At 43.1% G+C, this 26,492-nt stretch carries 21 protein-coding genes and 3 tRNA genes; 12 read left to right on the top strand and 12 right to left on the bottom strand.

Annotated elements, in window-relative coordinates:
• Positions 1-28 precede the first annotated feature (28 nt).
• The 3 genes from G5B00_RS06355 to ribD all read right to left on the bottom strand — a co-directional run bounded on the left by G5B00_RS06355 (position 29) and on the right by ribD (position 3,337).
• Positions 29-667 carry a TetR/AcrR family transcriptional regulator gene (locus G5B00_RS06355; RefSeq protein ID WP_163872429.1) on the bottom strand — a complete coding sequence of 213 codons (639 nt, stop codon included), beginning with the start codon at positions 665-667 and terminating at the stop codon, positions 29-31.
• 66 nt (positions 668-733) lie between these two features.
• Positions 734-2,245, bottom strand: a complete 1,512-nt coding sequence (locus G5B00_RS06350) for a carbon-nitrogen hydrolase family protein (RefSeq protein WP_163872428.1) — start codon at positions 2,243-2,245, stop codon at positions 734-736.
• Between the two features lie 33 nt (positions 2,246-2,278).
• Positions 2,279-3,337: a bifunctional diaminohydroxyphosphoribosylaminopyrimidine deaminase/5-amino-6-(5-phosphoribosylamino)uracil reductase RibD gene (ribD, locus tag G5B00_RS06345; protein ID WP_163872427.1), complete on the bottom strand. Its 1,059-nt coding sequence runs from the start codon at positions 3,335-3,337 to the stop codon at positions 2,279-2,281.
• A 57-nt stretch (positions 3,338-3,394) separates the two neighbouring features.
• Here ribD and prmC point away from each other — a divergent pair, with 57 nt between their 5' ends.
• The 3 genes from prmC to G5B00_RS06330 all read left to right on the top strand — a co-directional run bounded on the left by prmC (position 3,395) and on the right by G5B00_RS06330 (position 6,030).
• Positions 3,395-4,258 carry a peptide chain release factor N(5)-glutamine methyltransferase gene (gene prmC, locus G5B00_RS06340; protein WP_163872426.1) on the top strand — a complete coding sequence of 288 codons (864 nt, stop codon included), beginning with the start codon at positions 3,395-3,397 and terminating at the stop codon, positions 4,256-4,258.
• Between the two features lie 137 nt (positions 4,259-4,395).
• Positions 4,396-4,468 (top strand) — tRNA-Lys (locus tag G5B00_RS06335).
• A gap of 275 nt (positions 4,469-4,743) precedes the next feature.
• A complete protein-coding gene (locus tag G5B00_RS06330) occupies positions 4,744-6,030 on the top strand; it encodes a DUF2851 family protein (RefSeq protein WP_163872425.1) in 1,287 nt (428 codons plus the stop codon).
• A 40-nt stretch (positions 6,031-6,070) separates the two neighbouring features.
• On the opposite strand, the gene G5B00_RS06325 is transcribed toward G5B00_RS06330, so the two are convergent.
• Positions 6,071-6,721 (bottom strand): ankyrin repeat domain-containing protein, encoded by a 651-nt coding sequence (locus G5B00_RS06325; protein ID WP_163872424.1) that lies wholly within the window; start codon positions 6,719-6,721, stop codon positions 6,071-6,073.
• 538 nt (positions 6,722-7,259) lie between these two features.
• On the opposite strand from G5B00_RS06325, the gene G5B00_RS06320 reads away from it, so the two are divergent.
• On the top strand, positions 7,260-7,658 hold the full coding sequence (locus tag G5B00_RS06320) for a VOC family protein (RefSeq protein WP_163872423.1): 399 nt from the start codon (positions 7,260-7,262) through the stop codon (positions 7,656-7,658).
• A 153-nt stretch (positions 7,659-7,811) separates the two neighbouring features.
• On the opposite strand, the gene G5B00_RS06315 is transcribed toward G5B00_RS06320, so the two are convergent.
• Positions 7,812-7,896 (bottom strand) — tRNA-Ser (locus tag G5B00_RS06315).
• 325 nt (positions 7,897-8,221) lie between these two features.
• Here G5B00_RS06315 and G5B00_RS06310 point away from each other — a divergent pair.
• The 4 genes from G5B00_RS06310 (at position 8,222) to G5B00_RS06295 (ending at position 11,929) form a co-directional block, all read left to right on the top strand.
• A tRNA-Arg gene (locus tag G5B00_RS06310) sits at positions 8,222-8,295 on the top strand.
• Between the two features lie 339 nt (positions 8,296-8,634).
• The gene (locus G5B00_RS06305) at positions 8,635-9,174 is read left to right on the top strand and encodes an RNA polymerase sigma-70 factor (RefSeq protein ID WP_163872422.1); all 540 of its coding nucleotides are present in this window, start codon (positions 8,635-8,637) and stop codon (positions 9,172-9,174) included.
• A gap of 51 nt (positions 9,175-9,225) precedes the next feature.
• Positions 9,226-10,191, top strand: coding sequence for a FecR family protein (locus tag G5B00_RS06300; protein WP_163872421.1), 966 nt, complete (start codon positions 9,226-9,228; stop codon positions 10,189-10,191).
• Positions 10,192-10,225: 34 nt separating this feature from the next.
• Positions 10,226-11,929 carry a carboxypeptidase-like regulatory domain-containing protein gene (locus tag G5B00_RS06295; protein WP_163872420.1) on the top strand — a complete coding sequence of 568 codons (1,704 nt, stop codon included), beginning with the start codon at positions 10,226-10,228 and terminating at the stop codon, positions 11,927-11,929.
• Positions 11,930-11,940: 11 nt separating this feature from the next.
• On the opposite strand, the gene G5B00_RS06290 is transcribed toward G5B00_RS06295, so the two are convergent.
• The 5 genes from G5B00_RS06290 to G5B00_RS06270 all read right to left on the bottom strand — a co-directional run bounded on the left by G5B00_RS06290 (position 11,941) and on the right by G5B00_RS06270 (position 16,449).
• Positions 11,941-12,861, bottom strand: a complete 921-nt coding sequence (locus G5B00_RS06290) for a hypothetical protein (protein ID WP_163872419.1) — start codon at positions 12,859-12,861, stop codon at positions 11,941-11,943.
• Between the two features lie 17 nt (positions 12,862-12,878).
• On the bottom strand, positions 12,879-13,535 hold the full coding sequence (locus tag G5B00_RS06285; protein ID WP_163872418.1) for a hypothetical protein: 657 nt from the start codon (positions 13,533-13,535) through the stop codon (positions 12,879-12,881).
• Between the two features lie 104 nt (positions 13,536-13,639).
• On the bottom strand, positions 13,640-14,428 hold the full coding sequence (locus tag G5B00_RS06280; RefSeq protein WP_163872417.1) for a TIGR03915 family putative DNA repair protein: 789 nt from the start codon (positions 14,426-14,428) through the stop codon (positions 13,640-13,642).
• Positions 14,428-15,687, bottom strand: coding sequence for a putative DNA modification/repair radical SAM protein (locus G5B00_RS06275; protein ID WP_163872416.1), 1,260 nt, complete (start codon positions 15,685-15,687; stop codon positions 14,428-14,430). The genes G5B00_RS06280 and G5B00_RS06275 overlap by 1 nt, the downstream gene beginning before the upstream one ends.
• 120 nt (positions 15,688-15,807) lie before the next feature.
• Positions 15,808-16,449, bottom strand: coding sequence for a sterol desaturase family protein (locus tag G5B00_RS06270; protein ID WP_240894408.1), 642 nt, complete (start codon positions 16,447-16,449; stop codon positions 15,808-15,810).
• Positions 16,450-17,103: 654 nt separating this feature from the next.
• Here G5B00_RS06270 and G5B00_RS06265 point away from each other — a divergent pair.
• The 4 genes from G5B00_RS06265 to G5B00_RS06250 all read left to right on the top strand — a co-directional run bounded on the left by G5B00_RS06265 (position 17,104) and on the right by G5B00_RS06250 (position 23,139).
• On the top strand, positions 17,104-19,779 hold the full coding sequence (locus G5B00_RS06265) for a DNA gyrase/topoisomerase IV subunit A (protein WP_163872415.1): 2,676 nt from the start codon (positions 17,104-17,106) through the stop codon (positions 19,777-19,779).
• Between the two features lie 9 nt (positions 19,780-19,788).
• Entirely contained in the window at positions 19,789-21,096 is a 1,308-nt protein-coding gene (locus tag G5B00_RS06260; RefSeq protein ID WP_163872414.1) for a DEAD/DEAH box helicase, read from the top strand.
• Between the two features lie 155 nt (positions 21,097-21,251).
• On the top strand, positions 21,252-22,499 hold the full coding sequence (locus tag G5B00_RS06255; RefSeq protein ID WP_163872413.1) for an MFS transporter: 1,248 nt from the start codon (positions 21,252-21,254) through the stop codon (positions 22,497-22,499).
• Positions 22,486-23,139, top strand: a complete 654-nt coding sequence (locus G5B00_RS06250) for an HAD family hydrolase (RefSeq protein WP_163872412.1) — start codon at positions 22,486-22,488, stop codon at positions 23,137-23,139. The genes G5B00_RS06255 and G5B00_RS06250 overlap by 14 nt, the downstream gene beginning before the upstream one ends.
• Before the next feature lie 189 nt (positions 23,140-23,328).
• On the opposite strand, the gene G5B00_RS06245 is transcribed toward G5B00_RS06250, so the two are convergent.
• Positions 23,329-25,710: an endonuclease MutS2 gene (locus G5B00_RS06245; RefSeq protein WP_163872411.1), complete on the bottom strand. Its 2,382-nt coding sequence runs from the start codon at positions 25,708-25,710 to the stop codon at positions 23,329-23,331.
• Positions 25,707-26,426, bottom strand: a complete 720-nt coding sequence (locus G5B00_RS06240) for a DUF4296 domain-containing protein (RefSeq protein WP_163872410.1) — start codon at positions 26,424-26,426, stop codon at positions 25,707-25,709. The genes G5B00_RS06245 and G5B00_RS06240 overlap by 4 nt, the downstream gene beginning before the upstream one ends.
• Between the last annotated feature and the right edge of the window lie 66 nt (positions 26,427-26,492).

The following is a 26,492-nucleotide window of genomic DNA, read 5'->3' as shown; positions in this document are numbered from 1 at the left end:
TAACAGTGTTTATATTTTGACAAAAAAATTACCTTAACTTTTCCAATAGGACCACATAAACCTGGAATGTGCTTTCCAGCAATACATCGAGATCCACAGTAGTATCAGACATCTCTCCTAGCTTTTGAAAGTGTCCTGTAATAAATAAGGAAGCTAGGCCATGCACACTGCTCCATGCCTGCAAGGATAGCAGCCCGGCATCCATGTCCTGGAAATACCCAATCTGTTGGCATTCGCGTACGGTATGCTGCAACAGATCAAAAACCCGTTCGCCTTCTTCCCACTCGCTCTCGATACAGTTGTTGTCCAGAAACTCCATCGGTTCTTTTTTCATAAAGAGAACTTCATAAAAATCAGGTTCTTCGATGGCGAAAGCCAAATAGGACTTCCCGAGTGCCTTGAGGCGTTCAAAAGGATCTCCGACATGTACTAATGGTTCCATGCGCTGATGCAGGATACGGAAACCCTCCTGGTGCAGCGCATATACAATATCACTTTTGTCCTTGTAATAGAGGTAGATCGTCGTTGGGCTAAACTCGATCTCTTTCGCGATCTTACGGATCGAGGTGGATTCTATCCCTTCTTGTACAAACAGCTTTTTGGCTGCTTCAAGAATTCGACCACGGAAGTCTTCCTTGTAACGTTGTTTTCTTTCCTTTATTCCCATAACAGCGCAAAGTTAATTAACACTGTTAAGCAAAACAAGAGAAATATAAAATTTTAATAAAAAAGACTACTTCAACAAATTCACTTCATAGAGATCCTTGCGTCTGTCCTTCATGATCTTGACAGTACCATACTCATGCAGGTCACGTAAGGCATAGAGATCCACATCGGCTATGAGTACTGTCTCGGTATTGGGTGTTGCCTCGGCACGGATACCATTGTTGGGAAAGGCAAAGTCCGACGGCGTAAACACCGCCGACTGTGCGTATTGGATATCCATATTGTTGACCCTTGGCAGGTTGCCCACAGATCCTGCAATCGCCACATAGCACTCATTCTCGATAGCCCGGGCCTGTGCACAGGTCCGCACACGGGTGTAGCCATTCTGTGTATCGGTCATAAACGGAACGAAAAGAATCTGCATACCTTGATCCGCTAGGATACGGCTCAATTCCGGAAACTCCACATCATAACAGATCAACAAGCCTACCTTGCCACAGTCGGTATCAAAGACCTTGACCTCGTTGCCGCCGACCATACCATAGTATTTGAATTCATTGGGCGTGATGTGTATCTTCCGATACGAATCCGATTGGCCATTTCGGTGACAAAGATAGGTCACGTTATAGAGTTTGCCCCGCTCTACTACAGGCATGGATCCGGCAATGATATTAACATTGTAAGACACCGCAAACTCCTGTATCCTACCGACGATTTCCTTGGTCAGTTCGGCCAATTTTTCCATTGCGGCACGTTCGGGCATGTCGTTGTACGGACTCATCAAAGGCGTGTTGAAAAATTCGGGAAATAGGATAAAGTCTGCCCCATAATCACTGACGGCATCTACAAAAAATTCAATCTGATCGTAAAAATCATCAATGTCCTTGAAGAGCCGCATTTGCCATTGCACCAAACCCAGACGTATGGTCTGTTTGGTAGGTGAATTGGATTTGGCATCCGGTTCGTAATAGATATTGTTCCATTCCAATAGTGTGGCATATTGCATGGATTCCGCATCATCCGGAAGGTAATGTTTCAGTATTTTTTTGACATGAAAATCATTGGACAGCTGAAAGGTCAACGTCGGATCATAAATCTCCTTCCGTTTCACACGTTCGATATACACACGTGGGCTGATGCTATCGGCATAGTTGTAGTAGTTGGGGATGCGTCCTCCGGCAACGATGCTTCGTAGGTTCATCTGCTCACATAGTTCTTTTCGGGCATCGTAGAGGCGCCTTCCCAAGCGTAATGAACGGTACTCGGGATGTACAAAGACCTCAATACCGTACAAGATATCACCATCATCGTCGTGCTTGGTAAACCGGCCACCATCGATGATCTCGTAATACTTCTCGTATATATTTGTATTCTTAGAATTGATGATCAAGGAAAGGGCACAGGCGACGACCTTACCATCTACCTCCACACAGATCTGTCCTTCGGGAAACAAGGCGATCAGATCATCAATATTGGCCCTTGACCATACCCCACCTGCACTGCCTTCATAGGCTTCTATCATAGATTCCTTCAGTCCGTCATAGTCTTTCCTGGTCAGATTTCTTACTTGAATGTCCATATATCTGAATTTCTTATCTTTTATGTTTATACGCTATCCTTCTCTTTCATACACCTTCAAACTATCCGAAGACACCTTTTGGCTGTAAACCAACCTTTCGTTTCGCAGAACGGGGGATTTCACTCCTTCTCCCCAAGACAAAGTCCCGCCAAAGACACGCGCTTCATCCCAGAGGCCGGCATCAACAAACATCTGTAAGGTCTTCACTCCACCTTCAATGATCACCGACTGTACATCCATCAGATAGAGCTGATACAAGATGTTTTGCGGTAGGTACAGGTCAAAATTCTCCAAAGCAATGTATTTGATATGCTCCTGCCAATCCGTCCTTTGGGCGTTGAAGACAATAGTCTCTGCCTCCGTATTGAAGATAGCCGAAGCAGGAGGAACGGAAAGATTCTTGTCGATCAATATACGTTTAGGATTTCGTCCTTTCCATTCCCGAACCGTCAGGTTGGGATTGTCTATCAATGCTGTATTTGCACCTACAAGGATCGCGTCTTCCTCGGATCGCCATTTGTGAACCAATTGTTTGCTGGCTGCATTGGTAATCCATTTTTGGGAATTGTCCAAAGGTGCAAAATAGCCATCAGCCGTCTCTGCCCATTTCAATATAACATAGGGTCGATGTTGATCCACACGGGTAAAGAACCTTCGGTTGATTCCTTTTGCCTTCTGCTCCAATAAACCGATATGCACCGATGCGCCTGAGTCTTTCAGCTTTCTAATGCCTTCCCCGTTCACTTTGGCAAATGGATCTTGGCAGGCAATGTATATATTCTTGATCCCTGCATCGACCAACATATCGGCACAAGGCGGTGTCTTGCCATGGTGTGCACAAGGTTCCAGACTGACATAGATCGTGCTCTCCTGTAACAAAACTCTTGCCCTCTCCTCTCCAAATCTCAATAGCACATCCCGTACGGCGTTGACTTCGGCATGAGGGCCACCATAGGGTGAGGTATATCCCTCTCCGATGATGCTGTCCCCAACGACAATCACGGCACCTACCATGGGATTGGGGGAGACACTTCCCGCTCCCAATACGGCCAGTTCCAAGCAACGCTGCATGTATTTCTCATGGATATCCATAGGACAAACTTAACAATAAATACCCAAACGACAGAGATATTGTCGTAAGTTTGTAGCATGAAAACCTTGTCCGAAATAGAACAGAGCTATCAGCAGAAATTGTCCATTCTCTACCCCAGTGAGGAGATCCGGCAGCTATTTCTCATTGCGGTGGAAAAAGTAATTTCCACAACTATTTCTCCGTATCCGATCCTTAAGGACAAAAGTGTAGAAGATCAAATAGCAGAGGAAATGCTGGACATTGCCGGACAGTTGGCTACAGGAAAACCTATCCAGCATATCCTCGGAGAAGCTCCATTTTATGGTTTGACATTTCACGTCTCGGAGGACACATTGATTCCCCGGCCCGAAACGGAAGAACTCGTACATCTGATCCTCGACAGACACAAAACGCAGTCTGGTCTACGCGTGATAGACATCGGTACCGGAAGCGGGTGTATAGCTGTCACGCTATCACATCACATGCAACAACCTGCTATATGGGCCATGGACATTTCGGACAATGCCTTGCAAATCGCAAAGACCAATGCCGAAAGATATCGGGAACCGGTGCAATTTTTAGAGGGAGATATACTGGAATGGGATGTTATTTTTGATAAAGAACAACAATTTGACATAGTGGTCAGTAATCCACCCTATATCACCCTTGGCGAAAAAACACACATGCACAAGAACGTATTGGATTTTGAACCGGATACAGCATTATTTGTACCGGAGGAAGCTCCCTTGTTGTTTTACGACCATATTGCGGACTTTGCTTTGGCCCATTTGGACAAGAATGGATATCTGTATGTTGAAATCAATCAATATCTCAGTCAGGAAACAGCATCTTTGTTGGAGAAAAAAGGTTTTTGTGAGGTAAAGATACATCCGGATATCAACGGCGTGGATAGAATGATCAGTGCATATCTGGAGAAATAGTTATCTTTTTCAAACTGAAAGACAAAGACTTATTCGTCTTGTACAAAAAAATATGGTCAAGTATTTGGCATAAAACACAGATTTTTCTACCTTTGCAGCACTTCAGCCAACGAAGGATAGTCCTAACAAAGGGTTATGATTCGGTAGCTCAGCTGGTAGAGCAATACACTTTTAATGTATGGGTCCTGGGTTCGAATCCCAGCCGAATCACAAACGCAACCGAATGCCCGACAATAGTCGGGTTTTCTGTTTTAGAGAGGTGTCCAAGCTCGCTTGAGGTACCTCTCTAAAACAGAAAAACAGTGAGCGTTAGCAAACGGTATTCGGTTGCTTTGTACCCTCCCCTAACGGGATGGCTGCGGCCATGCGCGCGGGTGATAGTGGGACGCAGCCAACTATATCGTTCCGGGCATAGTGCGGGGATAGCGGGGCTGAGCCAAAAATAAAAATTTTGTAATTTATAGTTTAATGTTTATTTTTAAACTATGTTATTTCCAGAAGAACTGCTACACTTCATCTGGCAATTTCGGTTGTTTGACCAATTCAACCTGAGGACAGTATCAGGAGAGACTATAGAACTATTGGCTGTGGGTCAGCACAACTTGGATGCAGGGCCGGATTTTGAGTTCGCACAGTTGCGGATCGGGGAAACGCTGTGGTCGGGACACGTAGAAATACACATCTATGCAAAAGAATGGAACCAACATAAACACCATCTCGATGAGCGTTACAATAGCACAGTATTGCACGTCGTTTGGGAATACGATGCGGCGGCCATGCGTCACGATGGCACCCCACTTCCTACGCTGCAATTAAAGAATTATGTGAATCCGGCTATGGTGGACAAATACCTGGAACTGATGGGCAACCTCAACTGGATCCCTTGTGAGAAGCAAATAGGCAGGTTTACAAACGATATTGTCGCTTCGGTATGGTCCGAAAGAATGAGTGTCGAACGTCTGGAGCATAAGTGCCAATATGTAGAATCGTTGCTCGACAGAAGTAAGAATGATTGGGAAAAAACACTGATGATGCTTATGGGGAGGGCTTTCGGCATGAAAGTCAATGCCACTTCGTTCGAAGCATTAATGGAAAAATTGGACAGCTCCCTCCTATTCAAATACCGTTCGGAACCTTTCAAATTGGAAGCTGTACTGTTTGGTATGTCAGGACTATTACCGACAAAAGAGGCAGACGATTACAGCACAAAGCTGGCCGCTGAGTTCGAGTATCTACAAACCTTACACGGCCTTCGGGAGCTATCGAAGCTGGAGTGGAAATTCCATCGTATGCGTCCCTACAATTTTCCGACATTCCGATTGGCACAGCTCGCTGCCCTATGTGCACACGAAATGTATTGGTTCGATAAGATCTGCATGACCGAAAATCTGGATGATATCATGGTATTGCTCAAAAATATACGCACCCATGCCTATTGGCTGAATCATTTTAGGTTTGGCTCGACAACAGTTCCCCACGGCAATTCCTTCAGCGACAGTTTTATTACGCACCTCATCCTAAACTGTTTTGTACCGGTGTTATTTGCTTATGGCAAACATGTAGGCAGCCAAGCCTATACTTCCAAGGCTTTGCGATGGCTACAACATTTGCCCCAGGAAAGCAACGCTATTACAAAAAAGTTTGAAATATTGGGATGGAGAAATGACAGCGCTGCAACGTCACAGGGGATTCTCCATCTAAAAAAAGAATATTGCGACAAAAGGAGATGTCTATCCTGCTCCATAGGCCTTCATTTGCTAAGGGGGCAATAATAAATTAAACGCAAAAACCTCTTCGCTCCTACCCTTTAGCCTATACCTTCAATATCTCGGCAATATCGTGGAAACCTTTTTCGGCCGCAAGATCGGAAGCATTGGCACCCAATTCGGTGGTTATGGATACATCAGCGCCTTGTTCGAGCAGTAATATAATCAACTCGATATTTCCATGCTGGGCAGCTAGATGTAAGGGCGTGATACGTCCATTTTGACTCACATTGACCTCCGCTCCCGCTTCGATAAGCATTTTACTGATATTTGAGTTATTATTGTTCAAGGCTGCATGCAACGGGTAGGAATTGTAACCGTTTTGAGAACTGATGTTGGGGTCTGCGTGGTGCATGAGTAGCAGACGAACAACATCTTCCTTGTTGAAATGCGCCGCTATTCCCAATGGTGTAAAGCCATGCGCAGAGATCTCATTGACCACTTCCGGTTTGTTTTCGATCATCATCTGTACATGTTGCACCAGTCCTGTAGCGCAGGCTTCATGTATGGTAATGGTCTTGATGTATTTTAAAAGGACCTGTACAATCTGCGATTTGTGATAATAACACGCGAGCAGCAATGGAGAAATATCATGGCTGGTATTCTGTTGAACTAAATCCGGATCCTTACTCAGCAACAATTCCAAATCGTGTACGTTGCCCGTCTCAATATATTCCTCCAAAATCGTCAAGCTCATCGATTACAATATTAACTTATTCATTCGAAATAAATAAAAATTTGCTTAACCTCCATAAATTGTGAATAAGATAACAAATGTTAATTACTTTTGGTAGACAACCAAGATCTCAAATATTAATCATTTATTTAATGTTTGACGGTTAGGTTAAGGTTTTGTGGCAAAGTAGCTACAAAATTTATTATTAAGTATATTTTTGGGATAAAATCATGGATACTGTTTGTACATTTGTTGTGCCCTCCCCAAGGGCATGTTTTTCATAGGTAGATGTGGGGACGAATATATCTTTATTCGTCCCTTTTTTAATCACTCTGACCATTCTTACTACATTCGAACAGGCTAGAAAAATCGAAAACCCATAGTATTCTTGCCATAAGGCAAGTATATCCAAAAATTGTCTAAATACCTTTGTAATAATCTCAACCGTTAGGCAAAAGTTCTTTTTTTGACGACATTTGCTCTGGTTAGACATCTGCATTGGATTTAGTCAAAAAGATTGCAGAAATACTATAACATTAGGGAATAAAAAGAACAAAATATGGAAAAAAGTAATAGAGACAATCCTGGTGTAAAATTTGAAGCAGGAATAAACATTGCTATAAAAATCCCTAAAAGCAAATACGAAAAAACAGTTGCTTTTTACAGGGATATTTTGAAACTGGAAGTCACAGAAAAAAACATAGACAATCCAACCGTTTCCAGAACACACGAAGTGAAATTTGGCAACAATATTATTTGGTTAGACTGCGTGGACAACTATACCCATTCAGAAACTTGGTTACAGCTTACGGTTCCTAACGTGGAAGAGGCGACAAACTATCTACGATCGAACGATGTGGAAACTTGTGACGAACTTGAAGAATTACCCGAAAATATGCATTGGATAACTGATCCATCAGGAACAGTTTTCAACCTACAGGAGCGGGAAACAATGTGATTGGAATTGAAGACGCCAAACATTAACAAGAGAAGAAGGCACTGTAATTTTATACTCAAAATTTGGATTTTGTATACCATTGAGTGGCCTCCCCTACGGATCGAACCCTCAAAACGCAAAAAATCCCTCATCTTTTGATGAAGGATTTTTCTGCGGAGAGTGAGGGATTCGAACCCCCGAACCTGTTACAGTTAACGGTTTTCAAGACCGCCGCATTCGACCACTCTGCCAACTCTCCGCGACAAAAGTAGAAATTCTATGCTTATCTGCAAAATTTATTTACAAAATAATCCTTGTTAAATAAGCTGAAATGTGCATTTAATTAGTTTTTAGCCGGTTACGAATTGTCTTGTTGTGTATTAATTTTCTTTGTCGAGTATATTGGCCCTATGCGTTTCTGTTTTTAGCCGCATAACAGTTCTTTCTGCGTACATCGATCGCCAAAAATCACAACTAGGAATTAACCATTTGGCAAGCAATATGTTATTGCAGTTTGACTAAAAATTCTTCTTTTTATTTTGCAATTATGCCCCAAATAAGTACTTTTGCTACACAAAAAAGGAGCGCCAATAGCTCAGCTGGATAGAGCAACGGTTTTCTAAACCGTCGGTCTCAGGTTCGAATCCTGATTGGCGTACATAAAAAAAGCCATTTTTCATTCGAAAAATGGCTTTTTTTGGATACTCCCTTGCCATCTATTACTTTAAGGGGGTGATTGTGATGTGCGAAGCTAAACAACTCCTCACTCTCAGCCGCCCAAAATGAAGCCTCCCCACATAGTCCTGTAGTTTGGCATTGCTGCATATACCCTTTGTAATTGATGAAAAAATATAAATGTATGTTCCCTTTCTATTTTTGATAAGGATCATAAATAAAAAAAAATAAAAATTCTATGAGGGTCAATGCCCTATTGATTGTCTTCATAGATAGTTAGCACAGTCAGAGAATATATACTGACACAAACAAAAAGCATGATATGACTATGCTGTTAGACAAAGAGAAAAAATTTGAAGAAATCTTTAGGACTTATTTTAAGGAGCTGCATCGATATGCTTTTAAGATATTGGCCGATTCCGATATCGCGGAGGAGACTGTCCAGCAGGTTTTTTTGAAGTTGTGGGAAAGAGACTGGCAACAAGATGTGCATACCTCTGTCCGCTCCTATCTGTACCGAGCGGTGTACAACGAGAGTATAAATCTCATCAAGAGAGGACACCACAGGATGAAATATGAAATACATCAACGGCACAGTCGAGGTAATGAAACATATATGCCGCAAAGCGATAACGAATTGAGAGAGCAACTGTTTCTCGCCCTATCGCGATTGCCCGAAAAGAGTAGACTCGTCTTTGAGATGAGTAGATTTCAAGAGTTGAAATATCAGGAAATAGCGGAGGAATTGACCTTGTCGTTGAAAACAGTGGAAGGACATATGACCAAAGCATTGAAACATCTGAGGATGCATCTTTCGGATTATTTGAATGTATTGGCTTTAATCATGATGACACGGTTATGAAACTGTCGGACCAGAACAGACGCATGATCATAAAAAAAACAAATCTAGACGATGAAAAAAGAATTGATAGTAAAATATATCGTGGGAGAAGCGGATCGACAAGAGCGCCTTTTGGTCGAGCTGTGGATTGCTGAAAACAGCAATAATAAAAAGGAACTGGAAGATATGAAAAAAGTATGGGGTATCGGAGAAGAGCGCACACCGCTTCCGGAAATAAATATTGATAACGCCTGGTCAGATTTTGTCCGGATGCGCGAGGAGCAGAGCAGTAAGGTGAAACCCCTTGGCACTATAAAGCGAAATAAATCGAACTGGATAAGCATAGCTGCCTCCCTATTGGTATTCGGAGCGTTGACCCTTTGGATCCTTCAATATACATTCAACGTAGAAAAGATATTGAAAACAGATACGCAGGTACAGCATGTCGAATTGCCGGACGGTAGTACAGTGCATCTGAACACCCATGCAGAAATGGCTTACCGTAAAGAATGGCTCGGGAAAGACCGAAAGGTCCAATTGCGCAAAGGAGAGGTTTTCTTTGATGTAAAAAGGGACGAAAAACATCCTTTCGTGATCGAAAGCGGTAAAAGTAAAATTACCGTCCTTGGAACAAGTTTTCATATTCGACGTGAAGGAAACGATACAGAGGTTGTCGTAGCAAGTGGTTCGGTAAAAGTTGATTATGACGAGCAGGAATTTGTCTTAAAGCCCAACCAAATGATTGTCGTTTCAGATACCTTATCAAGGCAGAATATCCACGTGGACACGGTTCCGGATCAGCTCTACCGATATTATGTTCATCAGGAATTTGTCTTTGAAAACACGCCTTTACAAAGAGTTTTTGAAGTATTGGGAAAAGCGTATGGAAAACGCTTTGTGATCGAAGATCCCCAAACGAAAACCCTAAAATATACAGCGACGTTTGAACAGCAGAACCTCTCTGAAATAGTAGATGTCATTTTAAAGACATTCGACCTTAAAATAAGTAAAAAAGATAACGTCTATTATATTGACTAATACCATGTTTAGCTATTATAATTTCATCAGAAATATGAAGATCATCCTATACATTATCCGAAAATCAAAACTTTTTGCCATAAGTGCTTTGATGTCCCTAAATTATTTGTGCGTGTATGCCCAAAATAAGCTATCGAACAACATACGATTGCCAAACTACGAACAGACCAGCATCAGGGAAATCTTTGACAGGCTAAAGCAAGAGCAGGCGGTTCTATTTTCTTACAACAGCAGTCTGATTGATCTGGATAAAGAAGTCAGCGTGCCTCCTCACCAGGGACTGCTGATTGATTATCTGACAAAATTGCTCGGAGAAAAATATAGTTTTAAGGAAACCGATTCCCATATTATTATTACATATGCACCCCAGCGAATGGACGTGAGTACCGTTGATATGGACACGACCAAAAATAACCGGATGAGGATTTCGGGCTATGTCAAGGATATCCGAACAGCTAGGCCTGTTGATTTCGTGACCGTATATGATCGGACGACGTTTCAAGCTTCCACATTGACAAACAAAAAAGGGTATTTTGAATTGGATATCAAGAATCCGGAGCATACTTTCACACTCGCTTTGAGCAAAGAAAACTATAGGGATACCGTGCTTGTGCTGTTACTTCCCGTAGAGATTTCACATGTCGCCAAAGGTAGGAAAATAGGGTATTACTACTCTTCCGATTCCCTTAAAACCATTTCAAATTCTGCATTTGGCAGTTTTTTCACAAGCTCGAGACAGCGAATTCAGAACCTGAATCTGGGTGGATTTTTTGTGTACAGCCCTTTTCAGATATCGATGACGCCGGGATTGAGTACACACGGGCTTTTTAATTCGCAGGTAGTCAATAAATTTTCTTTGAATATCATCGGTGGATATACAGCGGGTGTGACCGGTACGGAATTCGCTGGAGTTTTCAATGTCAATCAATTCGACATGCGTGGATTCCAGCTTGCGGGGGTATCCAATGTGGTCGGTGGTGATGTCAAAGGGTTTCAAGCTGCCGGAGTCGGCAATATTGGCTTGAATAAATTGTCCGGGGTACAAATGGCCGGCGTCTGGAACAGTGTTGACACCATTCTTTCGGGTGTGCAATTATCAGGCGTGGTCAATGTAGCCAATAATGCGACGCAAGGTGTACAGTTTGCCGGAGTGATGAATATATCCAAGGACCAAGTTGGAAGCCAGGTTGCGGGAGTCCTCAGCATGGCCAAAAAGGTGAATGGTATCCAATTTGCAGTTGTCAATATCGCCGATAGCAGTGATTATCCTATTGGTGTATTCAACTGGGTGAAAAATGGTTCTCGTCGATTGACATTGGGGATAGATGAGAGCAGTTTCGTTTCCTTGAATTTTAAAAGCGGCGGACGCGTCATGTACAGTGTCTTAGGACTGGGAACCTATCTAAATAATACGAACGTCAAATATGGTATTGAAACAGGGCTCGGTGCACATCTTTTACAGAGAGAACGATTTACATTATCTACGGAGATCGTTCATCGCATCCAGTTTGACAAAAACTTTGAATATCATGATGCAAATCGGAGTTCAGTACGGATTGTTCCGGCTATCAATTTGGGGCGTCATCTTCAGGTATATGCTGCCCCCTCATTCACGTATGCTGAAGCAGTGGAACCTCAAGTAGGTACTAAAGGGGCGATATGGAAATTTTGGGGAGCAGACCCGACACGAAATACGTTGCATGGTGGAGGAACAATGGGCTTGACCTATATCTTTTAATAATAGATAAATCAATCCACAAAAGTAATCTTTTCAGGATCATCCGGGAGATACAGAATATTTTGCGTACCCGTATTTGCACGGTGCAGATCCGTCAGCAACACGATTCTCTTGAGCGTCACCACATGCTCTACACCTTTGTCATCGGTGAATTTGAGGATATATTTCATTTGCGGCTGTTCGTTGATATAGGTACCCGTCTGCTCGGCCCGCTGTACGATGGCTGTTGCTTTTTTACCATAGAGCAGTAGATCTTCATCATGCGCATGTTTTCCACCGAAAAATCGTCCGATCATTTTCGTCATGTTAAAGAAAAAAAGCCCCATGTAAGGCGTCATCACCCACGGGTGCCAAAATGAAATAAACCGCCAGCCGTTTCCTTCGCTAAATATACGGTAATGGACTATAAACGTACCGACCATATACAGGACTACAAAAGAGGTGGCAATAAGTCCGAATTTCCACGAAAATTTGGTCTGTATATCGGCCATAACGATACCCGGCGATTGTTGGGTTGTGCTCAGTCGCAAGTTGATGTTGTTTCCCACTTCAAAGCGTCTTTCATGAGGTCTGCTGTCTGTAAATTCAAACACGTTCTGAACAAGTGTATTCGATAAATTCTGAAACTCAACCACGATTTCCAACACTTGGCTGCCGTCTTTTTGTTTCTTTAACAGAATTTTATCCAGTATTTTACCTCTTGTCAGACGCCCTTCGTCAGCCAATGAAATGATGTTTCGCTGCAATTTCCTTGGACGTGCGATAGTCTGTGCATATGTCCACGAGATAAAGATAATCCATCCGATAAAACCTACACCCAAAGCAATGGTAGATACGATCGGTGATGACATGAAACTTCCCGAATAGCTGAAAAACAGAGGAAATATAAATACAAAAAATGCGATATAGCCAAACCAGAATTTTTGTCCCATAATCTAAATAGTTGTTTTTACTGTTTACTAAACTCGATTTCTTTTCCTTCCTTGTCGGCTTTAAAGTTATAATCTGCCCTGCTGCCTCTGATTCTTGCATTCCAGTTCCATTCCGGTACGTGAAAACTGAAATAGATGGTCGACGGCAGTTCTGCACCTTCTATCCCCTGTACTTTTTGGATCAACTGCCTATAAACATGATGGGCGGTGCCGAGTTGGATGTTATCCAGTAGAATAGGTTTCGATCTGTCGTGGACGCTTGTCTTTACAGGTTCTTCTTTTTGCCAAGTATCCGTGTCGGCCCTGTAATAATACCAATCGATGTTCTCAGGAATATCCGGATCGACAAGCCGTAGTCGGATACGATCCGTCTCTACGTAGATGTGCGGCGGAAAAACCATCAACGTCTTTTCGGGAAATAGTGCTTGAAGCTGTTGTTGGATTTGATCCAGTTTTTCCGCATTGTCAAGTAAATTGACCTTTTTGTCTTCCGACGTTACATCCTCCTGTTTGTCGTATATATTTTCCGATGATATGTTGTCTCTTGCGATCTTCCGATTCTTCTTGCTATCATCCTGTAGACCAAATGTTTCCTTATAGGCCTGCGTGATAGCGTCACATGAAAACAGTAAAAATGAAAAGCCAATAATAAATAAAATGTTTCTTGATCTCATGTCTTTTTTCTTTCATGAGAAGTAAATCTATCAAAAAAAATCGTTTTGCAAGACTTTCTGTTGTTAAAAGGACGATTAAATTTACGCTAACACCCCGCTCCTTTTCAGCCATATTCTTTCTCGGTGAGGTACTTCCAGTACCGTTTGGGTACATGCCGCAGATGGAGTCTGAGATTACGACGTGACTCGATATTGGTACTGCTGTAGTACTGCTTCCACAACCGCTGAAAATCCCTGTCCCTGTCATCGAGGGGTATTTCTAGTGCACGTGTGTCGCCTACGCTTGTTCTTCGCCTGTTGGCTGCATGCTCTTCTTCCATAAGATGTACTTCAGTGACCTGACATTGGTCATAGAGCAGTCCATATCCCCGCTTGACATCGTAGATCAACCAGTGTTGGTCTGCGTAGCGCTTGCGGAAGAAATCAGAAATCAAGGGCAGTACATTGAAATCTGGCTCGATGGATGCTACATATAGACCATCTCTGCTCTTGTGAAAACGTACGAACGCCTTCATACGGTGCCGTTCGCGGTTTACCTTTTTGAGGGTCTGCACGAGGTAAAGCACATCGGGATGACCATAGTTTTGCCATATCTCTGGACTATACCGAAACACATACTGTATAATACTGAACAACGCTCTCCATGCCTCTCGGTCTTCCGAAAGAAATATCTTAAAGAAATCCAATGCTGTTTGCCGTCCCACCTTCTGCAACAAGGCCTGTTGTACGCGGCCCGCCTTTTCCGGTACGGTGACAATCTTCCGGGTATGGCTGAAAAAATCCGGCTGAAATTCCTCTTCCAACACCGGGGTGATCTCAAATTCCTTGCGTTCAAAACTTTCAAAAACACAACAGAGCAATCCCGGAAAGGTATGATCAAATAGATAATACATCACGAAAAAAGAAGCAATTGTCCTTGGCCGATCTTACCTTTATATTTGCTGTTGCCCTTACTGAGAATATGCCCCCTTACGGTCTCCATGCTTGGAGTGCCGAGGGAAACAACCGAATCGGCACAAACCATAAAATGCCGGGCACGATTGAAGGCTATGCCCATTTTCTTCAATTGGTACTCCCGCAGTTTTCCAAATTTTCGGGCCTGCATGATTTTCAATGCCGACTGCCGACCAACCCCCGGTATACGGATGATCATCTTGTAGTCGGCGGTATTGATGTCGATCGGAAAGTATTGGGGATTTCGCAGTGCCCAGCTCAACTTGGGATCCACCTCCAGATCAAGGTGGCTATGCTCGGCATTTAGGATTTCATCCAATCGAAAATCATAAAAACGCAGCAGCCAGTCCGTTTGGTAGAGGCGGTTTTCACGCAATAGTGGAGGTGCACTGCCTATGCTTGGCAGCAGACTGTGCTCTTGATGTATAGGCACAAAACCACTGTAATACACTCTTTTCAGCTTATAATCTTGATAGAATGTATTAGCCACGGACATAATCTGCAGATCTGTCTCCGGTGTTGCGCCGATGACCATCTGTGTACTTTGTCCTGCCGGGACAAACGAAGGGGTGTGTTTGATCATCTTGGCTTCGGATCTGAGTTGCTGTATCTGTTCTTTGACAAAAGCCAAAGGCTTCTTGACCGAATCGTGATCTTTCTCTGGAGCCAATAATTTTAACCCTTCCTCCGTGGGCAATTCCAGATTGATGCTCATCCTGTCCACATACAGCCCGGCTTCCCGGATCAGCTCCTCGCTTGCTCCGGGGATGGTCTTCAGATGGATATATCCATTGTAGCGCTGCTCGGTTCGTAGTTTTTTGACGATCAACAGCAGTCTTTCCATTGTAAAATCAGCATTCTTGAATATGCCCGAACTCAAGAATAAACCTTCTATATAATTGCGCCGGTAGAAATTCATGGTCAGATCCACGACTTCCTCTACGGTAAAAGCCGCACGTTTGACATCGTTGCTCCGACGGCTTACACAAAACGCACAATCATAAATGCAATGATTGGTCAACAGGATCTTCAACAAGGAAACACATCGGCCATCCTCGGTATAGGTATGGCAGATCCCTCCAAATGAGGCATCCCCTATCCCACCTGTATTTTGTCGTTTACTTCCGCTGGAACTACAGCTCACATCGTACTTGGCTGCATCAGCCAATATTTTCAGTTTTTCCTCGATCCTATCCATAAGACAAAAATATGAAAAGAAAAATATTTTACTAAATATTTTAGTAAATAAGTAAAGGCGCGATTAATCGCGCCTCTACATGATAATAATAGATACCGTTTAAAAGCAAAAAAAGCAATCTTACGATTGCTTTTTTTGCTCTTTCTTGGGGAACCCCGATCTAAAGATCACATCCCATATGGCCGAACTGACCCCGAATCCTTTCTCCGGATCCGAATAATGATGAAGCATATGATGGTCTTTTATTTTTTTGAACCAGCCTGATTTGAAATTGGCATGGTGCATGGCATAGTGGCACTCGTCGTAGATTAGGTACCCCAATAGGAAACCTGCGAAAAAGCCCGCCAATACGAATTCGGAAAGGAAGATATAAAATATAAAATAAATAATAGTAGCCAACGGAATACTGGCGGACAAAGGCATGACCAAACGTAAGCGATCTTTCGGATAATCATGATGTACCCCATGAAAGATAAAGTGGATACGTTGCCCCCAATTGCTCTTGGGTTCATAATGGAAGATCCAGCGGTGTAGTACATATTCTGCCAAGGTCCAAAATGCCAAGCCAAGTAAAAAATACAGCACGATATTGCTTGGGGACATCTCACCCACAGTATAGGCTTTCCAGATGAAATATATAATCACAGGTACCCAAAAGATAATCGGCACCATATAATGTACTTTGGTCAATGCCTCCAAAAAATCATTCTTAAACATCCGAGTCGATTCCGTAGAATTCGAAACATAATTCCGCTTTGCCATAACTATTCTTCTCTGTTAAGTAATTCCGGTAGACTGGTTACAAATACCGTCAGTACAAAATTAATATTATATCCCTAGACAAAAAAAGTACATTCGTCATTTTTTTGTACAAATTTTGACTTTTATACTGAATTGTTCAAAAAATATATATGTTATTTGGAGTTTCTTATTGTCATACTGAACCTTGGTGAAGTATCTGTTCGTATAATTTAACAGATTGGAGTTGCATCAGCCCCGCAACCCCCAACACATCCCTGATGCCTGCTTAGCAGTCGGCAAGCCTCAACATGACAATCTTTACATTTGTAAAATATAAAGTGACGGAGGTGATGATAGTGATGTAGTTATGAAGGCAAAACGTATACCTTCATAACCTACTTCACCCCCATAACTTACATAACTTTAAAATAAAGTTGATAATGGTTATGGTCGTTGCGGAGGTTATGAAAGTGACGAAGGCTCATGGCCTCTATAACCACTGTAACCTTTGTCACCATCATAACTTTAAAATAAAATTTAGAAAATCAAACAGGCTTTAAGATAACAACGATTTTTTTCCTTTCACATTCGTGAATGCAAAGCATTTTATCTAAGTTTGCATAATTGCAAAAAAAGTTTCTTTTACCGTATACACAATCAATTAAAGTAGCTTAGATGATTGACGAAACGAACAATTCAGAAGAAAACAACATAGACGACACACCGGATACAGAACAAACCAGCAACACTATCCCACTTTCGGGATTGTATGAAAACTGGTTTTTGGACTATGCGTCCTATGTCATTTTGGATCGTGCTGTACCGCATATCAACGACGGCTTCAAACCGGTACAACGCCGTATCCTCCATTCGCTAAAGGAAATGGACGACGGACGTTTCAACAAGGCGGCTAATGTCATCGGCAACACCATGAAATACCACCCGCATGGAGATGCCTCTATTGGGGATGCCATGGTACAACTGGGCCAGAAAGACCTGTTGATCGATTGTCAGGGCAACTGGGGCGATCCCGTCACTGGAGATTCGGCAGCAGCCCCCCGCTATATAGAAGGACGTCTTTCCAAATTTGCCAACGAGGTTGTGTTCAATCCCGATACCACAGAGTGGCAGCTCAGCTACGACGGCCGAAATAAGGAACCCATTACCTTGCCCGTAAAATTCCCTTTATTACTGGCGCAAGGTGCTGAGGGTATAGCCGTAGGGTTGGCGACCAAGATCATGCCGCACAATTTTATTGAATTGATAGACGGTTCGATCCAGGTGCTTCGGGGCGAGCGTCCAAATATTTTCCCCGATTTTCCTACAGGAGGATTGGCCGATGTATCCAATTACAACGAAGGACAACGTGGGGGTAAGATCCGTGTTCGGGCCAAGATCGAAGAACGGGACAAAAAGACATTAGCCATTACCGAGATACCTTTTGGCACGACCACGGGTGCACTGATCGAAAGTGTCGTATCGGCCAATGATAAAGGGAAGATCAAGATCAAGAAAATCGAGGACAACACGGCCGAAAATGTCGAGATCATCATACACCTTGCTCCCGGCATATCGCCCGATGTCACCATCGATGCCCTATACGCCTTCACTTCCTGCGAATCGTCCATCTCACCCAATACATGTGTCATCAAAGACAACAAACCTCATTTCATGAGTGTCAACGATGTATTGATCGAAAACACGAAGCAGACCAAGGCCTTATTGAAGCAGGAACTGGAAATTCGCCTACGCGAACTACAGGAAAAAATCTTCTTCAGCAACCTCTTGAAAATATTTATCCAAGAGGGTATGTACAAACATCCCGACTATGAAAATGCAGGAGATTTCGAAACGGTGGTGCAGGTATTGAATACACTATTCACACCGTTTTTTGACCAGTTTTATAGAGCAATCGTTGCCGAGGACTACAAAAAATTGATCGATAAACCCATGAGCAGCATCACCCGCTTTGATATCAAAAAGGCGGATGAGCAGATGAAAGCGCTGGAAGATGAGATCAAGGAGGTCAAGAAAAACCTGAGACATCTGACCGAATATGCTATAGCTTGGTTTGAACGTCTCCGTACCAAATACGCCAAAGGACGCGAAAGGAAAACGGAACTTCGGGTATTCGACAAGGTAGAAGCAGCCCACGTAGCTTTGGCCAACGCCAAATTGTATGTCAATCGGGCTGAAGGCTTTATCGGTACAGGCATGAAGAAGGATGAATTCGTGACCGAATGTTCGGATATAGACGATATCATTGTTTTCCGTGAGGATGGTAAATACAGCGTGACCAAAGTACAGGACAAGGTCTTTGTCGGAAAAGACATTATCCATGTAGCCGTATTCAAAAAAGGCGACGAGCGGACGATTTACAATACCATATATAGAGACGGCACAAACGGTACGACCTATGTCAAACGTTTTGCCGTGACAGCCGTGACCCGAGACAAAGAATACGATGTCAGCAAAGGAACCAAAGGCTCGAAAATACTCTATTTTACGGCGAATCCAAACGGCGAGGCCGAAACCGTCAACATTCAGCTCAAGCCACATACCAAACTCAGAAAACTGAATTTTGATCTCGATTTTGCCGAAATAGCCATCAAGGGAAAAGGCTCTCTGGGCAATATAGTATCCAAATATCCCGTCAAGAAGGTTATGTTCAAGAGTGCGGGAGTCTCTACGCTGTCCGGACGCAAAATCTGGTATGACGATGTCCTAAAACGCCTAAATGCGGACGAAAGGGGCAAATATTTGGGCGAATTTGACGGAGACGACAAGATACTGATGGTCTTCCAGGATGGTTCGTACGAACTTTCCAACTTCGACTTGAACAATCATTTCGACGAGAAGATGATACGTATCGAAAAACATCTTCTCGACCATGTATATGCTGCTGTACATCAAGACGGAAAGTCCGGTACGTATTATGTCAAGCGGTTTACCTTTGACGATATCCCCTTGGGAAAACGGGTTACATTCATCAACGACGAGCCAGGTTCCAAACTCATCCTGTTGACCAACAATCCTGAACCTGTCGTCAAGATAGACCAACTCAAAGGAAAGTCGCAAACGCCGGAAACCATCGAACAGCCTTTGAATGAGCTGATCGATATCAAAAAGATCAAAGCCCAAGGTAATAGATTATCATTCCATAATGTACAGGAAGTACAATTGTTGACAGCCGATATTGATCTGACTGTGGAGAAGGAAACAGAAACGACAGCACAAGAGTCTCTGTCTACAGAGACAGCTTCTGCTAGTGACAGTTCTTCTGTTTCTTTCGAAATAACCAATCCCGACGATATACAAGTTGATGATGGTGGACAGATCGGTCTGTTTTAATCTGAACACATGACAAAAATAAATTCCATTCTGGAGCGACTGCGTATCGAACAACTGAATGACATGCAACAGGCTGTCATTCAGTCATTCGACACGGAGAAAGATTTCATTCTTCTATCACCCACGGGATCAGGTAAAACACTGGCTTTTGCCTTGTTGATAGAACAACTGCTCCAAGAGCAAAAACAGGGAATCCAAGTCATTATCGTCATTCCTACCCGGGAGCTGGCCCTGCAGATCGAGTCAGTGATCCGAAAGGTCACCAAAGGGCAAAAGATCGTATGTTGCTATGGTGGCCACGACAGCCGGTCGGAAAAGAAATCCTTGGTCGATCCACCGAGCATCTTGATCGGTACTCCCGGACGGATCATCTATCACATCGAGAAGGGGCATATTCAAACCGCAGATGTCCATACTTTGGTTTTGGACGAATATGACAAATGTCTGGAACTTGGTTTTCAGGAGCAATTGGAAATCATCATGACTGCTTTACCACAAGTCAGCCGGAAGATTTTGGTTTCAGCCACGAAATTAGTAGAGCCTCCTCCCTATTTTTCGCTCCAAACACCTGTTACGGTCGATTTTCTAAACCACGAACAAGGTCAGCCAAACATACAATTCAAAAAAGTCATCAGCCCTGCCCAATACAAGCTCAAAACTTTGTTCAGATTGATATGTAGTCTGGGCAACAAGAAGATATTGATCTTTTGCAATCATAGGGATGCCGTAGATCATATCAGCGAGTTGCTGGATGATAGAAATCTGATCCATGATATATTTCACGGTGGGCTGGAACAACGGGATCGTGAACTATCCTTGCTCAAATTCCGGAACAACAGCAACAGGATACTCATCACGACAGATTTAGCTGCCCGCGGTCTGGATATTCCCGAAGTCGATACCATCATCCACTACCAACTTCCGATCAAAGAGGAAGCCTTTGTCCATAGAAATGGGCGTACAGCTCGTATGCATGCCTCCGGAGAGGTCGTACTCCTGCTAAAACCGGACGACAGTTTCCCTTATCTTCCTCATGACACCGAAGAAATTCTGCTTGAAGAAGAATACGATTTGCCACCGAATACACCTTTTTCTACCTTATATATCCCATTGGGACGTAAAAACAAAGTCAATAAGATCGACATTGTCGGTTACCTACTTCAATCCAAAGATATCCAAAAGGAAGATGTCGGATTGATAGAAGTCAAGGACAAAGAGAGCTTTATTGCCGTACGTCGGGAAGTCGCCTCCAAGATCATCCAGCAGTATAGCAATGGTAAGATAAAAGGAAACAAGGTCAAGTTTTATCGGACTTAATAGGCTGCCTCAAAAAAAGGAATCTATATTAGACAATATCATGATATTTTCCTTTTCGCTTTAACATATTATAATGGCTATCTTTGCCGAGTTTCAATGTTGTCGACAATATTCAGGACATATATTGGGACTTTTGCAAGATTGGAAATTAAGAGATGAAGACTATTTTTTCGACGAAAGCCGTACCTACACCTGTAAACCAAACGGTTTATGCTATTTTGTTTGCCATCAGTTTTTCACATTTATTGAATGACTTGATCCAGTCAATCATTCCGTCCGTGTACCCGATGTTCAAGGAAAACTTTTCCTTAACCTTTTCCCAGGTAGGTTTGATCACGATGACTTCGCAATTGTCTGCCTCGGTGCTCCAACCTTTTGTTGGGCTCTATACGGACAAGCATCCCAACTCAAAATCCTTGGCCATCGCCATGAGCATTACATTGATTGGACTTATCTGTATTTCATTAGCGCCAACCTTTCCTATATTATTGGCATCCGTAGCTTTGATCGGTGTTGGATCAGCTATTTTCCATCCCGAAGCTTCACGGGTCGCACATTTGGCTTCAGGAGGAAAAAAAGGATTGGCACAATCTGTTTTCCAGGTTGGAGGCAATGCAGGTACTTCTATAGGCCCGCTATTGGCTGCTCTGATCATTATCCCCTACGGACAACAATATATCGGTTGGTTTGGGGTTGTAGCTTTGTTGGGAATTGTACTATTGAGCCTGATCGGAAGATGGTATGGAGCAAACCTGGCCAATAATACGGTACTGATTTCCAAGACTGCTCAAAATAAGGAGTCTTCGTTAAGCCGTAGCAAAATACTTATATCCATGCTTATCCTGATGTTGTTGATCTTTTCAAAATACATCTACATGGCCTCGATGACCAATTATTTCACGTTCTATCTGATAGATAAATTTGGTATATCCATCCAACAATCCCAACTGTATTTATTTGCCTTTTTGGGCGCTATTGCAGCAGGTACAATTATCGGAGGGCCGTTAGGCGATCGATACGGACGAAAACTCATTATCTGGATATCTATACTGGGAGCCGCTCCATTTACGTTGTTGCTGCCCCATATGGATCTGGTCGGAACGGTCGTACTGGCGATCATCATCGGGATCATTATTTCATCTGCGTTCTCTGCGATTCTGGTGTATGCCACAGAACTTGTCCCCGGCAAGGTTGGTATGATATCCGGTATGTTTTTTGGTTTTGCGTTTGGTATAGCGGGTATTGGCTCGGCTATATTGGGCGAACTGGCCGACCATACGAGCATAGCACATGTTTTCTCACTGTGTGCGTACCTGCCTTTGATCGGTATCATTACGGCTTTTCTGCCCAATATCGAACCCAAAAGAAAGATGATAAATGCTCAGAACAATGAAAAAGTATAATCACCTGCTGTTTGATCTGGACGGGACATTGACAGATCCTTCCGAGGGGATCACCAAATGTATTGCCTATGCTCTGCAACATTTCGGTATTGAAACATCCGATTTGACAGCCTTGCAATCGTGGATAGGCCCTCCCATCAAACAGTCATTGATGGATATACACCATTTTGATGAGGCAAAAGCTGATCTTGGAGTAGAGAAATACAGAGAACGCTTTGCCGAAATAGGGCTCTACGAAAACAGGCTTTTTGACGGAATACCCGAGTTATTGGAATCACTAAAGAAACAAGATTATAGATTATATCTCGCCACATCAAAGCCGACCATATTTGCTGAGCGTATCCTCGATCATTTCGAAATATCCTCTTATTTTGATTTTGTTGGTGGCAGCTGTCTCGATGATTCACGCCCCACCAAAGCCCATGTGATCCGCCACGTGCTTGATGAAACAGGAATAACCGATACGGACAAAGCTTTAATGATCGGTGATCGAAAATACGATATACTCGGAGGAAAGACGTTTGCTATAGATACCGTGGGCGTACTGTATGGATTTGGCTCCCGACCTGAGCTAGAACAGGCCGGTGCGACGTATATCGTCGATAGCATTGCTGAGTTGGAAGATTTGTTAGTGGTATAATGTATCTTTTACTATGTGCAGTGTTCAGCGGAGCCATTTCTCTGAACTTCCTTGTCTGAAGATATAGGAAGAGTATCCTGTACTATAGCTGAAGAAGAATTGCTGTCATAATATCGTCTGCTCATAATAAGTACTCTTCCTCTTTTGTTGTATCTATTTTCGTATGGACAATAATGATACAAATTTATATTACCCAATATACGCATATGTAATCCCATCTCCTCCACGGTCGGCATGTTCGTCCTCAAAACGGCTCACATGATTATACTTACGTAGATAGTCCCGTATAAATCTACGCAAGATACCATCTCCCTTGCCATGGATGATCTTGAGGGAAGGATAACCTATCATGACAGCCCTATCCAATACCAATTCTATTTTCTGCAACGCATCTTCTGTACGCATCCCACGCACGTCCACTTCGGGATGAAAGTCTGCTATGGATTCGGATGATAGGATAGTCTGGCGTTTGACAGCCTTGGATTTTTCCTTGCTTTTTAGTTTAGTTACACGGTTCTTTTTAATGACAGTACGAAGGCTACCTAAAGATATGATTAAACTATTGTTGCGTGTGATTTCCAAAATTTCTCCTTCGGAACCTGTATCCTCTATCCGAACCCAATCTCCTACCTCCAATTCAGTATTGGTAACATGTTTACTCGATTTAGGAGATACGCTACTCTTTAAAGCCTCCGCATGCTGGTCAAGGGTCTGGTTCAATTTTCCACGTATTTCTTTTGTTTTTTCCTTATCAGCTTTGACGGATTTGATTTCGGAGATTGTGTTTTCAATCAGTTTATTTGCATCTTGGAGGATTCCTTTAGCTTCTTCTTTCGCTTTACGGAGTATCTCCTTTTTGTTTTCTTCTATATGGCTTTTCAGCTCTTCATACTTCGCTTTGAGTTCTTCCAGTTCCTTTTCTCTTTTGTCTACGGCCACCTTGGTCTGATAGATTTCCTTCTTGTCCCGTTCGAGATCCACCAAAAGGCTATCCACCCTATTCTGTTGTTTTCCGATCTTTACCTTAGCCGAATCCAAAATTTCCTTGGGCAAGCCTATCTTTTGGGCAATTTCGAAAGCATAGGAGCTACCGGGTTTACCCATCTGGAGGATGTAAAGAGGCTTCATCTGCTGATTGTCAAACAGCATGGAGGCATTCTGGATCCCCTCCGTATTGTTGGCATAGAGCTTTAGGTTGGAATAATGTGTCGTGATCACTCCCCTAACCTTCCTTTTGTTCAGCTGTTCCAATACAGCCTCGGCAATAGGCCCTCCAAATTGCGGATCCGTGCCTGTACCAAACTCGTCGATCAGCACCAACGTCTTCGCTTGGGCGAATGTGGAAAAATACTTCATTTTTGAAAGATGCGCACTGTACGTACTCAGATCACTTTCTATGGATTGGTCATCCCCTATATCGGCAAATATCTGTTTGAAAATGCCTATGGACGAAGTTTCATCTGCCGGTACCAACAATCCCGATTGTACCATCAACTGGAATAGACCTACCGTTTTCATACAGACCGATTTACCACCGGCATTGGGGCCAGATACCAATACGATCCTATCCTGTTGATCGATTTTGATATTCAGTGGAACTACCGGATGCGAAGCATCCTGCTTACTGTTGAGATACAATAAAGGGTGCCGCGCATTGACAAGGCTAAGCTCGGGTGCGGCAAGCAAGATTGGCATCGTAGCCTCAATGTCTATTGCAAAAAGTGCCTTTGCCCGTACAAAATCGAGCTTGGCGATCAGTCCATGGTAGGAGAGCAACAAGGGCACATGTGGACGTATCTCATCGGTCAATTCGACCAATAACCGAATGATCTCCCTTCTTCTTTCGAATTCCAGATCGCGAACCTTGTTGTTCAGGTGGAACACTTCTTCCGGTTCAATAAAGGCTGTCTGTCCTGTAGCCGATTCGTCGTGAATAAGTCCTTTGACCTTACGTTTGTTTTCGGCCAGAATCGGGATACACAACCTTCCCTCCCGGATCGTAATACCTCCATCGGCTGTCCAACCATTGGCCTGAGCATTCTTGAATACCGTATCCAGTTTCTTACGTGCTTCCTGTTCGCTCTTAGCGATCTGTTGGTTCAGATCCAACAGCAACTTGGAAGCATTTTCTTTGACCTTACCCCGATCATCGATGACCTGCTCAATAGACCGTACCAAAGACTTTTCAATAGGTAGGTGCTCAAATAACAATTCTAGATAAGCATACTGTCCTTCCCTTTCGTTGAAATAACGAATGATAGCGTAAACTGTCCGCAGGGATAACAGCAGACGGAAAAATTCTTCTTCGGACAAAAAGGCTCCCTCTACTTTGGCCTTTTGGGCCAGGGGTTTGATGGCATAGATATGATCCACAGGTAGCGGCGTATCGTGCAACAGCAAATTCTTGAATTCCTGTGTCTGCCGCAGAAACCGATCGATCTGCTCATATTTGGTCTGTGGTTGTATTTTGGCAACCATAAGCCGACCTGCCTCACTCAGACACTTTTCTTGAATGAGGTTCCTGATTTCCGAAAACCCCAACTTATCTACCGCATTATCCGGATATATCACAGCTTTGATCTTTGTTTTATTTCTTTCAATCGCATCCTTCGTTGTACTTCCTTGGCATCTATTCTCCTTTCGATGATCTCATCGTGCAGAGGTGCCACGGATTGATTCGAATCTATGCTTATATGTTCCTGTTCCGAAGCCTCATTCTCCTCGTCCTCGCTGACCTCCGCTGCATCTGCTTCTTTAGGCATAGGCTTAGTCAATTCATGACGCTGTACAGATAGGCCTGTATATTGGAAGAAAGCCGAATTATTTGCTTCAAAAGTGTATTCGGTCGTATCCAGATGAACCTCCAAAATCAGCCTTTTCATCTCATCTGCCTGCTGCTGCAACTTCATTACCCTATGTGTACTATCGCGGATATGGGCTTGTTCTATGGAATCGACACGCAAAGCTTCTTTTTCATAACGGCTTAATACATCCTTGACCTTGTCGTTTACCTTTTCCAGTTCGACAGGGTTGCCGTAATAATAATCAAGATTCTTTATGAATGTGGTCGAATCCATCTTGAACTTGTCAAACAGCTGTTGATAAAGTACCGGCATAACCTTACGGCCACTGTCAATGGGCATATTGTTCAGGTAACTGTCCAAGATATACACCTCGGTCATCAGATCGGACATTTCCTTGTCCGAAAGAATCCCCTTCGGTCTGGACTTGGAACAAGCCACAACCAAAAAAAACAGCGCTGCTATGACGAAGAATAAGCGTTTCATTTTGTAATTTTGCACAAAAATACAAAATGCCGCTGTATTCGGCGTCTTTATTAGGAGTATTCTACA

Origin of the sequence: Parapedobacter sp. SGR-10, from assembly GCF_011030405.1 — a bacterium.
Classification (GTDB): domain Bacteria; phylum Bacteroidota; class Bacteroidia; order Sphingobacteriales; family Sphingobacteriaceae; genus Sphingobacterium.
The sequence above is the reverse complement of the archived record's forward strand: the minus strand, read 5'-3'. Positions and strand labels throughout refer to the sequence as shown.

Excerpts from the sequence above, each read along its gene's own strand:
- G5B00_RS06355 (WP_163872429.1), bottom strand. The coding sequence starts at position 667 with ATGGGAATAAAGGAAAGAAAACAACGTTACAAGGAAGACTTCCGTGGT.
- G5B00_RS06350 (WP_163872428.1), bottom strand. The coding sequence starts at position 2,245 with ATGGACATTCAAGTAAGAAATCTGACCAGGAAAGACTATGACGGACTG.
- ribD (WP_163872427.1), bottom strand. The coding sequence starts at position 3,337 with ATGGATATCCATGAGAAATACATGCAGCGTTGCTTGGAACTGGCCGTA.
- prmC (WP_163872426.1), top strand. The coding sequence starts at position 3,395 with ATGAAAACCTTGTCCGAAATAGAACAGAGCTATCAGCAGAAATTGTCC.
- G5B00_RS06330 (WP_163872425.1), top strand. The coding sequence starts at position 4,744 with ATGTTATTTCCAGAAGAACTGCTACACTTCATCTGGCAATTTCGGTTG.
- G5B00_RS06325 (WP_163872424.1), bottom strand. The coding sequence starts at position 6,721 with ATGAGCTTGACGATTTTGGAGGAATATATTGAGACGGGCAACGTACAC.
- G5B00_RS06320 (WP_163872423.1), top strand. The coding sequence starts at position 7,260 with ATGGAAAAAAGTAATAGAGACAATCCTGGTGTAAAATTTGAAGCAGGA.
- G5B00_RS06305 (WP_163872422.1), top strand. The coding sequence starts at position 8,635 with ATGACTATGCTGTTAGACAAAGAGAAAAAATTTGAAGAAATCTTTAGG.
- G5B00_RS06300 (WP_163872421.1), top strand. The coding sequence starts at position 9,226 with ATGAAAAAAGAATTGATAGTAAAATATATCGTGGGAGAAGCGGATCGA.
- G5B00_RS06295 (WP_163872420.1), top strand. The coding sequence starts at position 10,226 with ATGAAGATCATCCTATACATTATCCGAAAATCAAAACTTTTTGCCATA.
- G5B00_RS06290 (WP_163872419.1), bottom strand. The coding sequence starts at position 12,861 with ATGGGACAAAAATTCTGGTTTGGCTATATCGCATTTTTTGTATTTATA.
- G5B00_RS06285 (WP_163872418.1), bottom strand. The coding sequence starts at position 13,535 with ATGAGATCAAGAAACATTTTATTTATTATTGGCTTTTCATTTTTACTG.
- G5B00_RS06280 (WP_163872417.1), bottom strand. The coding sequence starts at position 14,428 with ATGTATTATCTATTTGATCATACCTTTCCGGGATTGCTCTGTTGTGTT.
- G5B00_RS06275 (WP_163872416.1), bottom strand. The coding sequence starts at position 15,687 with ATGGATAGGATCGAGGAAAAACTGAAAATATTGGCTGATGCAGCCAAG.
- G5B00_RS06270 (WP_240894408.1), bottom strand. The coding sequence starts at position 16,449 with ATGGCAAAGCGGAATTATGTTTCGAATTCTACGGAATCGACTCGGATG.
- G5B00_RS06265 (WP_163872415.1), top strand. The coding sequence starts at position 17,104 with ATGATTGACGAAACGAACAATTCAGAAGAAAACAACATAGACGACACA.
- G5B00_RS06260 (WP_163872414.1), top strand. The coding sequence starts at position 19,789 with ATGACAAAAATAAATTCCATTCTGGAGCGACTGCGTATCGAACAACTG.
- G5B00_RS06255 (WP_163872413.1), top strand. The coding sequence starts at position 21,252 with ATGAAGACTATTTTTTCGACGAAAGCCGTACCTACACCTGTAAACCAA.
- G5B00_RS06250 (WP_163872412.1), top strand. The coding sequence starts at position 22,486 with ATGAAAAAGTATAATCACCTGCTGTTTGATCTGGACGGGACATTGACA.
- G5B00_RS06240 (WP_163872410.1), bottom strand. The coding sequence starts at position 26,426 with ATGAAACGCTTATTCTTCGTCATAGCAGCGCTGTTTTTTTTGGTTGTG.